Genomic DNA, 12,587 nt, shown 5'->3' with positions numbered 1-12,587 from the left:
TCCCAAGGGTCGTGCCCGGCGGCCTCGTCGCACCGCAGCGAGGTGCGCGCCGCCGGTCGTACTCATTCGGCCGTCTCGGCGGGTGCGCAGCGGGCGACCTCCCCGTCCGGAATGCGCCCGCGGCGACATCGCCGCACCGCGGCCCACATCTGCTCGGCCGCCTCGTCGCTGCGGGCGTGTTCGGCGGCGAGAGTCAGCAATTCGACTGCGACGGAACGGATCTCGGGATCGGCCAGGCCGCAGCGGGCGGCCGAGGCCCATTCGTCGGCGACCGGCTCGGCCAGCGCGGTGGCCTCCGCGACGACCGCCGGCGCCGACATCAGCGCGTCCACGACGTGGATCGGCACCGACCACTGATCACCCGGCTGTGCGTCCAGATAGCGGACCTCGAGATGTCCGGCCGCCCGCACCGGGGGAAAGACCGTGGTCAGGTGGTAGTCGAGATCCTCGACCTCCGGGCGGCGGCCGATCTCGTCGTCGAGCGCACCGCACAGCCAATCGGCGAAGGTCGCGCCCGGCGGCGCCGTCCAATCCGCCTCGGCCGGGCCACGCCGCACGCAGAGCAACGGGGTATCCAGCGCCCAGCGGCCGTACTCGGTGAGCGGATCGGCCCAGCTCCGCACCGGCGGCCGGGTGCGGGTGTGATCGAGCCGCAGCCAGGTGCGCATCCGCTGCGACGCCCAGGCGCCGGTGGGAGCCCCGTGCAGACTCGGCGAACAGGCGAACGCCGCCACCAGGGCCGGGCCGACCGCGTACAGCGCGTTCCAGCGGGCCGCGATCTCCGCGGGATCGGCACCCGCGTCCACGCTGACCTGCGTGGCGGCGGTATTGCACATCATCAGCTTGCCGTACGGGCCCACCCCCGCGAAGGCCCGTTCCATCGCGCGATAACGCGGTAGGCGAAGCACCCGGCGGGCCCGCCGGCCGGCATCGGCGGCGGCGGAATACGTTCGGATGGATCGGGTTTCGAGTAGACCGGAGAGAAAGCGAGAATCCTCGAGCAGCCGGGCGCAGAGTTGCGCGGCATCGGCGAAGGGGGCGCTGGACAGTTCGATCTGACCACCGGGTTCGATGGTGATCCGGCTGCCACCGGGAAGTACTTTGGCGGGCGAATCGGGCGAAATAGACTGCGGAGCATAAGGACCCAGCGCATCCGCGAGCATCGACAAGCGCGGACGCGAATCCGGCGCCGACAGCTCCCCGCGAGCGGTGAGCCACTCCAGTTCGGCACCGATCAACGCCGGTGGGCCCTGTTTGAAACAGACACCTCCCACATATGCCTCCGCCGCGGCGCGCGAAGACAAACCGGCACCCAACCCGGCCGGCGCCTTGTCCACCGTTACCGCCATGCCAACCTCCGCTCGAGCCTGCGGGGGATCACCCACCGCGTTCCGCTCACCCTGAGCCCATGCCGGCGACAGTGCCGCATCGACCGAGTGCCGGTATTGCGTGTAGCAGTGCAACGAGAGACCGCGCCCGGTTCTTCCGTCGCTCGAACCAGGGTAGCCGCGCGCACCGACACAAAATCCGTCGAAATGGTGAACATGCCGGTCACGGCCGTACCACCAGCACCACCGCCCCCACCGAACGCCGCTGTTCCACTTCCCGATGGGCGGCCGCGGCCGCCGCGAGCGGCAGCCGGGCGTGGATCCGGGGCACCAGTTCACCGCGCACCGCCGCGGCGAGGGCCTGCTCGGCGTCCGCCCGCTGTTCGGCATCGGACTTGCGGATGACGACGCCGAGCGCACCGGTCACCGTCAGTCCCCGCCGAGCCACGCCGAGGGCGTCGAGGGCCGCCCAGTCGCCGGAGGCGAAGCCGTACAGGCCGATCCGGCCAGCACCGTCGGCGGCCGCCGCGAGGGCCTGCCCGGCGACCGCGCCGCCGACGGCGTCGAGCACGACGTCCACGCCCCGGCCGCCGGTGAGCGCGCGAACCCGCTCGGCCCAGTCCCCGGACCCGTAATCCAGGGCGTGATCGGCACCGAATTCCGCGACGGCGGCCGTCTTCGCCGCACTCGACACGCCGATCACCCGCGCGCCCGCGGCCTTCGCGGTCTGCACCAGCATCGAACCGATCCGGCCCGCGGCCGCGGTGACCAGCACCGTCTCCGCGGGCCGCACCGCCATCGCCGCGAGCAGACCGCGCGCCACCGCGCCGGATTGGAACACGGTGAGCGCGACCTCTGGATGCAGACCGTCCGGTACCGGGAAGGTATATGCCGCCGGGGCCAGGGCCAGTTCGGCGTATCCACCGGCCTGGCCGACCGTCGTCGCCACCACCGCCCGGCCGAGCAGCGCCGGATCGACGCCGGCACCGAGGCCGACGACCCGCCCGCCGACCTCCAGCCCTGGGATCCACGGCAGCGGTAGCGGATACCGGCCGGATCGCACGATCACGTCGCCGAAGGCCACACCGGCCCGCTCGACCTCCACCAGGACCTGCCCGGCAGCGGGTTCCGGTTCCGCGACTTCCGCCGGAACCAGCACCTCGGGATCGCCGAACTCCGTCACCCGTACAGCACGCATGGCATCTTCTCTCGTTTCGCAGGTAGGGTTTCCGCGAGACAACCTGTCTCGTTCCGAACGCACTGTCCAGCCTCCGAAACTTCCTGTGCCACGACAAGATTCATCTCGGCGGATCTGTCCCGAAACTGACAAGGAGCCGAAAATGTCTCAGCAGAACGTGCGCGTCGTCCGCACTCGCACCCTTCTGCGGCAGGCGTTGATCGAGGCGATCGAAGAGCGAGGCTTCGACCGGATCACGGTCGGAGAACTCACCACGCGGGCGATGGTCAGCAGGGCCGCGTTCTACCGCAACTATCGCGACAAATACGAACTCGTCGAGCAGATCTTCGACGAGGCGATGACGGAGATGACGGCCGGCGATCCGGACGCCGAGCGCTCGCCCGAACAGCGCTGGGCCGGCTTCTTCGCCCATATCGACCGCTATCACCGCCTGTACGCGGCATTGCTGGGCCGCAAGGGAAGTCCGTGGTTCACCGACCGCATGCGCACCACCCTCGCGGCCATGTCCAGTGCACATCTCCCGGGACAGTCCGCGACCGATTTCGTGCCCGGCATCGTCGGGGCGATGTTCGTCCAGTCGATCGTGTGGTGGCTCGACAACGGCCGGCCGTGTCCGCCGGAACAGATGGCCGCCGAGTCCGCGCGCCTGATCCGGGCCGTTCTCGGGACGGCGTCCGGCGGCGGTGGTTGGTGATGGCCTACCGTCGACAGGGTGCTCGATAGCGACCGCCTGCGCGCCGATATCCCCGCCTACGACACCGCCGGACCGCCGCCGGTCTTCCTCGACAGCGCGGGGTCCTCACTACCCCCGCGCGTCGTCGTCGATACCGTCGTCGCGCATCTGCGGCGGGAGGCCGAGATCGGCGGATATCGCGCCGCCTCGGAACGGCTCGACGATCTGGCGGCGGTCAAGACCGCGATCGCGTCGTTGATCAACACCGACGCCGCGGCGATCGCCCTGAGCGACAGTGCCTCGCGTTCCTGGTCGGATTTCTTCTACGCCGTACCGCTGCGGACGGACGATCGCATTCTGGTCTCGGGTTCGGACTACGCCAGCAATGTGATCGCGGCCCTGCAGCGGGCGCGGGCGGCGGGGGCGACCGTCGAGACGATTCCCAGCGACGAGACCGGGCAGATCGACCTGGTGGCCCTCGACGCCATGCTGGACGACCGTGTGAAGATCGTCTCGCTGCTGCACGCTCCCACCAACGGCGGCCTGGTCAACCCGGTTGCCGAGGCCACCCGCATCGCCCATCGCGTCGGCGCGCTGGTACTGCTGGATGCCTGCCAATCCGCCGGTCAGATCGATATCGATGTCGCGGAGCTGGGCGTCGACGCGATGTCGGCCACCGGCCGCAAGTGGTTGCGCGGCCCGCGCGGCACCGGCTTCCTCTACGTCCACCCCGACGTCTGCCGCGAACTCGAACCCAGCCGCCTCGATCTGCACAGCGCCGCGTGGACCGGACCCCAGGATTACCGCGTGGCTCCCGACGCGAGCCGCTTCGAATTCTGGGAGTGCGACGTGGCGGCGCGACTGGGCCTCGGCGCGGCGGTGCGGTATCTGCTGGATCTGGGGCCGGAGAACGTCTTCGCCGACGTGGCCGCCAAGGCGCGGCATCTGCGCGAGAATCTGCCGTCGATCCGGGGAGTCACGGTGCGGGACCTGGGAACCGAACATTCCGGCATCGTCTCGTTCACCGTCGACGGAGTCGATCCGAACGAGGTGCGCGAGAGCCTGCGTGCCGCAGACATCACGGTGACCGTCAGCTACCGTAGCTCGACGCTGCTCGACATGTCCGCGCGGCGGCTCGAGTCCGTCGTGCGTGCCTCGCCGCATTGCTTCGTCACCGTCGAGGAGCTCGATCGCTTCCTCGAGGCCGTCGACCGCCTCGCGGGCTGAGGCGGCCGAACCGAGTTCCGATTTTCATCGTGTTATTCGTAGTGCGACGCTGAAACGATCACGCTCCGGCGCCGGCTAACGCCGCGCCCGCGCACCGAGATAGTGCAGATGTGCCGACCGCCGGTCGGGTGGAGACGGGAGTTCGAGGGTGAGCCGGTTCACCGAGGAAATGTTCGCGACCGCACAACGTTCCCGCCGGGGGCTGATCACCGGGGAGCCGGAGGCGCCGCTACGCCGGGGGTGGGACGAGATCCACCGCCTCGCGCGACGGATGGCGGGCGGGCTCGCGGCGGCCGGGATCGAGCACGGCGACGCCGTCGGCGTGCTGGCGGGTATGCCCGCCGATATCGCGCCGGCCTGCCAGGCGATCTGGATGCGCGGGGCGTCGATCACCATGCTGCATCAGCCGACGCCGCGCACGGATCTGCAGTTGTGGGCCCGCGACACCGAGACGGTGTTGCGGATGATCGACGCCCGCGCGGTGGTGCTGGGCGCGCCGTTCGAGGTGGCGGCGCCGCTGCTGGCCGAACGCGGTATCACCGTGGTCCTGACCGACGACCTGGCCACCGGATCCGATACCGATCCGGTGCCGACCGAGGACTCCGATATCGCCCTGCAGCAGTTGACATCCGGTTCCACCGGATCGCCGAAGGCGGTGCGGATCACGCACGAGAACTTCTATGTCAACGCCTACGCCATGTTCGACCGGGTCAAGTTCCAGCTCGATCAGGACGTGATGGTCAGCTGGCTGCCGCTGTTCCACGATATGGGCATGGTCGGATTCCTCAGCGTCCCGATGCAATTGGGCGCCGAGGTGGTCTGTGTGACGCCGATGGACTTCCTGCGGCGGCCGATCCTGTGGGCCGAACTGATCTCGAAGTACCGCGGAACGGTCACCGCCGCACCCAATTTCGCCTATTCGCTGCTGACCCGCCGCTTGGCGCGCGCCGAGGACGGGAGCGTGGATCTGAGCAGTGTGCGATACATGTGGAACGGCGCCGAACCGGTCGATCCCGACACCATGGAGGCCCTGGCCGCGGCCGGAAAACGCTTCGGGCTCAGCGCGTCCGCGCTCACGCCGGTGTACGGCATGGCCGAAACGACACTGGCGGTGTCGATTCCGGATCCGGGCGTCGGGCAGGTCGTCGACCTCGTCGACGCGGATCTGCTCGAAGCGCTCGGCAAGGCGGTTCCGGTGACGGATGCGCCGGCCCACCACGGCAATCTGCGCCGCCTGCCTCTGCTCGGCCGACCGGTGGACAATCTGGAGATCCGGGTGGTCGACGACGAGCACCGGCCGTTGCCGACCCGAACCGTGGGTGTGCTCGAGGTGCGCGGACCCGCGGTCACCGCGGGCTATGTGACCGTCGAGGGTTTCCGGCCCGCGCGCGACGCCGAGGGCTGGCTCGACACCGGCGATATCGGCTATGTGACCGAGGACGGTTCGGTGGTGGTCTGCGGCCGGATCAAGGACGTGATCATCATGGGCGGTCGCAACATCTTCCCGACCGATATCGAACGCGCCGCGCTGCGCGTCGCCGGCGTGCGGCCGGGCAACGCGGTCGCGGTCCGCCTGGACGCCGGGCAGAAGCGCGAGAGTTTCGCGGTCGTGGTGGAGAGCAACGACTTCCAGGATCCCGAGGTGGTGCGCCGGATCGAGCACGAGGTCGTCCACGAGGTCTTCAGCGCGGTCGGCGCCCGCCCGCGCAGCGTCACCGTCCTGGGCCCGGGAGCGCTGCCGAAGACGTCCTCGGGGAAGCTGCGCCGCTCGGCCACCGCGGCGCACCTGAACTGATCGTCACGAGAGTTGCTGCGGTACCGGATCTTCCGAGGCGTCCAGCGGATAGCGGTCGCCGAGCGGGGTCCGGTCGCGGTACACGAAGGCGGCGACCAGATCGTCGGCGACGCGGGCCAGATCGTCGCGGCCCTCGACCGCACCGCACCAATCCAGCGGTAGCGCGTCGAGGCCGTGACGGGCGCCGAGGATGTTGCCGGCCACGGAACCGGTGGAATCGGAATCGCCGGAGTGGTTGACCGACAACAGGAATGCGCGGCGCAGGTCCCCGGTCCGCTCGGCGTCCAGCGCGCAGTAGACGCCGATGGCCAGGCATTCCTCGGCCACCCAGCCCGCACCGACCTGTTCGACCCCTTCGGAGGTGGCGGGCCCCGCGTCCGCGGTGGCCACGGCCTTGCGCAGGGCGGCGGCGGTTTCCGCACCACCGGCGACCGCCTCCACCTGACTCGTGGTGTCCTGCACCGCGGTTCGCAGATCGGCGCCGTCGACGAGCCGGTCGATCAGCGCGGCGAAGGCGCCGGCGGCCAGATATCCGGTGGGATGGCCGTGGGTGAGCTGGGCACACCGGGCCGACGCCTGGAAGGCGGCCTCGGGTCCGAGGGCGGCCAATCCGAACGGGGCGGACCGCATGACCGTCCCGCAACCCTTGGAGTCCTCGTTCACCGGACCCGGGACGCCGAAGGGATGGGGTTCGCGATAGCTCCGCGCCTGCCGATTCAGCCCGCCCATGCACGCGTTGCCCGGTGCGCGCACCGCGTACAGATACGGCAGACTCGCCAGCCAGCCGTCGGGGCGTGCGTCGGGCGCGTGTTCGCGTTGGGTCCGCAGCCAGCGCAGATAGGCACCACGCAGAGCGGGCGCCGGATCCGCACCCGGCACGCACCGCAACAGCCCCTCGGCGGTGAACAGCGTCATCTGGGTGTCGTCGGTGATCTGCCGGGGCGCGGATTCGTCTGCCGCCGGGGCGAATCCGGTGAGCCCGTCGGGACCGAACCGATCCCGGATCTGTTCCAGCTTCAGGAATTCGATCGGCCAGCCCAGCGCATCACCGACCGCCCCGCCCAGTAGCGTGCCCCGATACCGATCGAAAATCGTCGTGTAGTCCTGCACGGCCACCGATCTTCGCAGAGATCACTCAATGCAGTTGGTTCTGGGCGGTTTCCAGCCCCACCCGCAACAGCAACTCCACCGCGTCGGCGGTCTGTTCGACCAGCACCGGAACCTCTTTGCGCTCGGGCGCGGAGAACGGTTTGAGTACGAAATCGGCCGGATCCTGTCGGCCGGGCGGGCGGCCCACACCGAACCGGACCCGCAGATAGTCCTTGGTGGACAGGGCATTCGAGATCGAACGCAGGCCGTTGTGACCGCCTTCGCCGCCGCCGCGTTTGAGCCGGATGCTGCCGAAGGGCAGATCCAGTTCGTCGTGCACGACGATGACCTCGGTGGGCGGAACCGAGAAGAACCGGGCCAGCGCCGCGACGGGGCGGCCGGACAGATTCATGTAGGTACGCGGCTTGGCCAGCAGTATCTTGCGCCCGTCGAGCCGGGCTTCGAGCAGATCGGCGCCCGACTTCTTGTGCACGGTGAACCGGCCGCCGATGCGCTCGGCGAGCACATCGGCGACCAGGAAACCGGCATTGTGCCTGGTGCGCTCGTATTCGGGCCCGGGATTACCCAAGCCCACCACGAGCGCGGGGGCAGTAGATTCCGTCATCAGATTCCGTCATCGAAATCCGTTGAGCGACCGAATTATTCGGCGCTCTCGGCCTCACCCTCGGCCTCGCCCGCACCCTCGCCCTCGACGGCCTCGGCGGCCGGAGCGACGATGATGTTGACGATCAGGGCCTCCGGGTCACCGGCCAGGGTGGTGCCCTTCGGCAGTTCGATCTCGCCGGCGGTGATCTGGGTGCCGGCCTCGACGCCCTCGATCGAGATTTCGATGGACTCGGGCAGCTTCATGGCCTCGGCCTCGACCGACAGCACGGTAGCCTCCTGGGTGACCAGGGTTCCCGCGGCGGCATCGCCGGTGAGGACGACCGGCACGTCGACGACGACCTTCTCGCCGCGCTTGACGATCAGCAGGTCGGCGTGCTCGATGTAGCGGCGGATGGGGTGCACGACCACCGACTTGGTCATCGCCACCTCCTTCTTGCCGTCGATCTCCAGCTCCAGCACGGCGTTGGTGCCGTGCTCGCGCAGGATCGCGGCGAAGGCCTGGGCGTTGACCGCCAGGTGCTTCGGCGCCTCACCGTGGCCGTACAGGACGGCGGGAACGTTGCCGTCGCGACGGGTGCGGCGCGCGGCGCCCTTGCCGAATTCGGTGCGGGTCTGAGCTGCGAGGACGCTGACGTCGGACATGACTGAAATACTCTCCTACGGCTTTCCGGGGCGGACGGTGTGCTGGCCAGGTACTGTCCTGATTCGGACGGCCCTGGCGAAAGGGTCTGCTCGTCGGGCGATGACCGCACGACAACGGCCGGAAGCCGAGCCGCGTCGATCACGGTGTGCACTGGGTGCGACACCCTCGCCGAGACAACCTGAGAACAATAGCATGTAGCGGAAACCGCTTCCGCGCCGCACCCCGATGCGGTATTGCACGCCGAACGGACACCAGTCCATCGTCGGCCCCGGCCGGTTCAGGCGGATTCGGCGCGGAAGTGCGCGGCATGGCAATCCACGTAGCGGCGGCCGGAACGCATCGCCACCCGGATCACCCCGGTGCGGCCGCGATAGACCCGGCCGTCCGGCGAGCGGGTCCCTTCCGGATGAATGCCCCACACCCCGCCGGATTCCAGAATCTCGACCGCCGCGCCGGCTGGTGCTGCGAACGGTCGCCCGACACCCGGCCGACTGACCTGGCACCTACCGGATGCCCAGCACACCGGCCCTGACCGGCGGCTTTCCCCACGGCACTGGCCGCCCGGCGCGGGCCGGACGGGCCTGTTCCCGTATTCTGATGCTTTGCCCTGTCCCGCGAAGAGGAGCCGATCGGTGAATTCCCCCTCAGCCAGCACGACCACATCCGGGCGGGTGGCGCAGGAGGCGGAACGGCGGCGCACCTTCGCGGTGATCTCCCATCCCGACGCGGGTAAATCGACGCTCACCGAGGCCCTGGCCCTGCACGCGAAGATGATTTCCGAGGCCGGCGCCATCCACGGAAAATCCGGCCGGAGATCCACCGTTTCCGACTGGATGGAAATGGAGAAGGCACGCGGTATTTCCGTCAGCTCGACGGCGCTGCAGTTCGAGTACGGCGAGTGCGTGATCAATCTGGTCGACACGCCCGGCCACTCCGATTTCTCCGAGGACACCTACCGGGTGCTGACGGCCGTCGACGCCGCGGTCATGCTCATCGATGCCGCCAAGGGCCTGGAGCCGCAGACCCTCAAACTGTTCCAGGTCTGCCGCCACCGCGGCATCCCGGTGATCACCGTGATCAACAAGTGGGACCGCCCGGGACGGGCGCCGCTGGAACTGCTCGACGAGATCAGCGAGCGAATCGGCCTGACCCCCACGCCGCTGTTCCTGCCGGTCGGCATCGCGGGTGATTTCCGCGGCCTGCTGCGCCGCGGTCCCGAGGGCGCCGCCACCGAATACATCCACTTCACCCGCACCGCGGGTGGCGCGACCATCGCGCCGGAGGAGTCGTATTCGCCCGAGCAGGCCGCCGCTCGCGAGGGCGAACCGTGGGAGACCGCGGCCGAGGAGAGCGAACTGCTCTCGGCCACCGGCCAGGACCACGATCAGGAACTGTTCCTCGCCGGGCAGACCTCACCGGTCATCTACGCCTCGGCGGTGCTGAACTTCGGCGTGCGCCAACTGCTCGACACCCTGGTGGCGCTGGCCCCGCCGCCCGGCCCGCGCGCCGACGTCGACGGCGCACCGCGAGAGCCGGCCGACCCGTTCAGCGCGGTCGTCTTCAAGGTGCAGGCCGGTATGGACGCCGCGCATCGCGACCGGCTGGCGTTCATGCGCATCGTCTCCGGAGAATTCGAGCGCGGCATGGTCGTCACGCACGCCCAGACCGGACGCCCGTTCGCGACCAAATACGCGCTCACCGTCTTCGGCCGCGAACGCGCCACCGTCGACACCGCCTACCCCGGCGATGTGGTCGGTCTGGTCAACGCGACCGCCCTCGCCCCCGGGCACACGCTGTTCGTGGACAAAAAGGTGGAGTTCCCGCCGATTCCGTCCTTCGCGCCGGAACATTTCGCCACCCTGCGCGCGCGTAGCGCGGGCAAGTACAAGCAGTTCCGCAAGGCCATCGATCAGCTCGACTCCGAGGGCGTGGTGCAGGTGCTGCGCAACGATCTGCGCGGCGACGCCTCTCCGGTGCTGGCGGCGGTCGGCCCGATGCAGTTCGAGGTGGTCACCGCCCGCATGCAGGCCGAATTCAACGTCGAAACGCAGCTGGACTTCCTGCCCTATCAGCTGGCCCGGCGCACCGACGCCGCCTCCTCGCCGGAGCTGGACCGCCAGCGCGGTGTCGAGGTCTTCACCCGCACCGACGGCGTGATCCTGGCCCTGTTCAGCGACAAGTGGCGGCTGCAGTACATCGAGAAGGAAATGTCGGGCCTGACCCTGGAACCCCTCGTCGCGACCGCGGACTGACTGCGTGGCCGGATCACGCAGGGCCCCGCCAGATCGCCGATAAACCGGTACGGCCGGTTCACCATTGGCGCATCGTAGACCTTGGTGGTTTTCGGCCCGCCTCGATTTTGGACTGACGGAGCGAGGGAGCGCAGCGACTGAGCGGAGGAGGGAAAAATCGAGGCCCAGGGGGCCGAAAACCCGCGTCGGCGAAGCCGTCGCCGAAAACTCAGCCGATCGCCTCGTCCGGTTCTTCCTCGACCGACCCGCCCGGAGTGTCCTCGATATTCGACACCACGGCCGGGATATCGGGCACCGAACCCGGTTCACCGGTGATCACGCCCCACCGGCTGGCGGTCAGGCGCAGACTCGGCAGGTCCGACAGCGACAGCACCACCTCGTAGGTCCGCTCGTATCCGGTGTGGGCGATACGCCACTGGCCGTCGTCGCAGCGCACATACCGGTCGTTGTAGAACGCCGCCCCGCGCAGCAGCATGTTGTGACCGGGAATGAGCACGGTGTCGGCCAGGTACCAGGTGCCGGTCGCCGAATCGCCGTCGATATCGATCTCGGGATGGTCGCACCGATGTTCGGTGATGACGTGGGGCCCGAGGGTATTGCGCATGAACGCCAGGAACGCATCACGCGACTCGAACTGCAGGTACTCGCTGTAGGTCGCCGTCGCCTCCGGGATCATCGTGTCGGCGAAGTCTTCCCACGATTTGGTGTCGAGTGCTCTCAGGTACCGGAACTTCAGCCGGCTGATCGCGGAGACGGCATCGGAATCCATACCTCAACAATCCCACCGGATCCGGCGAATCTGCGCAGATCGGAAAATCTGTATCGTATCGCTACACAGCGTTGACCGGCAGCCGCGGGTCAGGACCCGTTGATGGTGAAGCAGGTCTTGCAGAAGTCCTCGCCGAATTCGGTGAGGCGCAAGCTCTTTCGCACGATCTTGGGCACCCGGCCGGCCTGCTTGAGCGCCGATTCCACGATCGGCTGGACCTCGAGCACCATATAACGGCTCAACACCACCGGATCGTCGGAAGTGGTCAGCAGACCGAGCCGGTTCAGGTTGATCAGATACAGCCGCGACCGGTCCGGATACCGCACGCCGGCCTGCTCCGGCACCGAGGTCAGATCTCCCGCGACCAGCTCGGAACCGATCCCCAGCGGCCGGTTGGTGCGCACGTCGACCGAGGGCTGCGGGCCGTTGATGGCCATGAACCGCAGAATCCGCGCCTCGTCCGAGGACAGCTGATCGAGAATGCGGTCGTAGGCCGGATGGACTTCCTCGGTGAAGTACACATCGGCCGAGCGCGCGAGCAGATTGTCGCCGCGGCGGCGCAGATCGACCAGGGTCGAGGAGCGGACCAGCCCGCCGGTCGACGGGCCGGGCGCCTGGCCGTTGGTGGGGACGTAACTGACGATCTCGCGCACCGAACCCTCGGTGACGCCGAGGACGCTGCGGGCGACGGACTGCAGTGCGGCTCCGGTGCGTTCGGCGATCTCGGTGGAGGATTCGCCGTCCAGCGCGGCCTGGGCGATCTGCTTGGTGACCTCCAGACCGGTGCCGACGGCCCACTGGCCGCCGCGGACCGCGGTCCCGGCTGCCAGGCCGGCAGCCCGGAAGACGCCGCGGATCATGCGGGCTTCGTTGCTGATCTGCCGCTTCTCCACGTCCGAGCTGCGTTCCACAGCGCGGGAACCGGGTCGGACCACATCCTGTCCGGTCCTGTCGTCTGTCACGTCATTCTCCGAATATCGCCAGGT

Annotated in this window: 12 protein-coding genes; 4 read left to right on the top strand and 8 right to left on the bottom strand. The window is 68.9% G+C overall.

Features of this window, described 5'->3' with window-relative positions:
* Positions 1-62: 62 nt before the first annotated feature.
* Together egtA and NN2_RS00765 are read right to left on the bottom strand one after the other, a co-directional pair.
* Complete coding sequence (gene egtA, locus NN2_RS00770) at positions 63-1,349, bottom strand: ergothioneine biosynthesis glutamate--cysteine ligase EgtA (RefSeq protein WP_063009339.1); 1,287 nt, start codon at positions 1,347-1,349, stop codon at positions 63-65.
* Between the two features lie 202 nt (positions 1,350-1,551).
* Positions 1,552-2,526, bottom strand: a complete 975-nt coding sequence (locus NN2_RS00765; RefSeq protein ID WP_063009337.1) for a zinc-binding dehydrogenase — start codon at positions 2,524-2,526, stop codon at positions 1,552-1,554.
* Between the two features lie 142 nt (positions 2,527-2,668).
* Between NN2_RS00765 and NN2_RS00760 the strand changes: the two genes are divergently transcribed.
* From NN2_RS00760 to NN2_RS00750, 3 genes are all read left to right on the top strand, one after another.
* Positions 2,669-3,220 carry a TetR/AcrR family transcriptional regulator gene (locus tag NN2_RS00760; RefSeq protein WP_030515229.1) on the top strand — a complete coding sequence of 184 codons (552 nt, stop codon included), beginning with the start codon at positions 2,669-2,671 and terminating at the stop codon, positions 3,218-3,220.
* A gap of 18 nt (positions 3,221-3,238) precedes the next feature.
* Positions 3,239-4,426 (top strand): aminotransferase class V-fold PLP-dependent enzyme, encoded by a 1,188-nt coding sequence (locus NN2_RS00755; protein WP_063009335.1) that lies wholly within the window; start codon positions 3,239-3,241, stop codon positions 4,424-4,426.
* Between the two features lie 148 nt (positions 4,427-4,574).
* Positions 4,575-6,221 carry a fatty acyl-AMP ligase gene (locus tag NN2_RS00750; RefSeq protein WP_063009333.1) on the top strand — a complete coding sequence of 549 codons (1,647 nt, stop codon included), beginning with the start codon at positions 4,575-4,577 and terminating at the stop codon, positions 6,219-6,221.
* Between the two features lie 3 nt (positions 6,222-6,224).
* Here NN2_RS00750 and NN2_RS00745 read toward each other — a convergent pair whose 3' ends face one another.
* The 4 genes from NN2_RS00745 to NN2_RS39155 all read right to left on the bottom strand — a co-directional run bounded on the left by NN2_RS00745 (position 6,225) and on the right by NN2_RS39155 (position 9,103).
* A complete protein-coding gene (locus tag NN2_RS00745; RefSeq protein ID WP_063009331.1) occupies positions 6,225-7,331 on the bottom strand; it encodes an ADP-ribosylglycohydrolase family protein in 1,107 nt (368 codons plus the stop codon).
* Between the two features lie 25 nt (positions 7,332-7,356).
* On the bottom strand, positions 7,357-7,935 hold the full coding sequence (pth, locus tag NN2_RS00740; protein WP_063009329.1) for an aminoacyl-tRNA hydrolase: 579 nt from the start codon (positions 7,933-7,935) through the stop codon (positions 7,357-7,359).
* A 35-nt stretch (positions 7,936-7,970) separates the two neighbouring features.
* On the bottom strand, positions 7,971-8,579 hold the full coding sequence (locus NN2_RS00735) for a 50S ribosomal protein L25/general stress protein Ctc (protein ID WP_063009327.1): 609 nt from the start codon (positions 8,577-8,579) through the stop codon (positions 7,971-7,973).
* 278 nt (positions 8,580-8,857) lie between these two features.
* Positions 8,858-9,103, bottom strand: coding sequence for a 1-acyl-sn-glycerol-3-phosphate acyltransferase (locus tag NN2_RS39155; RefSeq protein ID WP_369828782.1), 246 nt, complete (start codon positions 9,101-9,103; stop codon positions 8,858-8,860).
* Between the two features lie 109 nt (positions 9,104-9,212).
* Between NN2_RS39155 and NN2_RS00730 the strand changes: the two genes are divergently transcribed.
* Entirely contained in the window at positions 9,213-10,832 is a 1,620-nt protein-coding gene (locus NN2_RS00730; protein ID WP_063009325.1) for a peptide chain release factor 3, read from the top strand.
* A 208-nt stretch (positions 10,833-11,040) separates the two neighbouring features.
* On the opposite strand, the gene NN2_RS00725 is transcribed toward NN2_RS00730, so the two are convergent.
* Positions 11,041-11,601, bottom strand: a complete 561-nt coding sequence (locus NN2_RS00725) for a nuclear transport factor 2 family protein (protein ID WP_036524295.1) — start codon at positions 11,599-11,601, stop codon at positions 11,041-11,043.
* 89 nt (positions 11,602-11,690) lie between these two features.
* Positions 11,691-12,563: a DUF4393 domain-containing protein gene (locus NN2_RS38315; protein WP_030515219.1), complete on the bottom strand. Its 873-nt coding sequence runs from the start codon at positions 12,561-12,563 to the stop codon at positions 11,691-11,693.
* Between the last annotated feature and the right edge of the window lie 24 nt (positions 12,564-12,587).

It is taken from the genome of Nocardia nova NBRC 15556, assembly GCF_001613005.1.
Classification (GTDB): Bacteria; Actinomycetota; Actinomycetes; order Mycobacteriales; family Mycobacteriaceae; genus Nocardia; species Nocardia nova.
Note: the sequence above shows the minus strand (reverse complement) of the source record. Positions and strands in the feature narration are given on the sequence as shown.

Coding starts and splice junctions, on each gene's coding strand:
- egtA (WP_063009339.1), bottom strand. CDS start 1,349: ATGGCGGTAACGGTGGACAAGGCGCCGGCCGGGTTGGGTGCCGGTTTG.
- NN2_RS00765 (WP_063009337.1), bottom strand. CDS start 2,526: ATGCGTGCTGTACGGGTGACGGAGTTCGGCGATCCCGAGGTGCTGGTT.
- NN2_RS00760 (WP_030515229.1), top strand. CDS start 2,669: ATGTCTCAGCAGAACGTGCGCGTCGTCCGCACTCGCACCCTTCTGCGG.
- pth (WP_063009329.1), bottom strand. CDS start 7,935: ATGACGGAATCTACTGCCCCCGCGCTCGTGGTGGGCTTGGGTAATCCC.
- NN2_RS00735 (WP_063009327.1), bottom strand. CDS start 8,579: ATGTCCGACGTCAGCGTCCTCGCAGCTCAGACCCGCACCGAATTCGGC.
- NN2_RS00725 (WP_036524295.1), bottom strand. CDS start 11,601: ATGGATTCCGATGCCGTCTCCGCGATCAGCCGGCTGAAGTTCCGGTAC.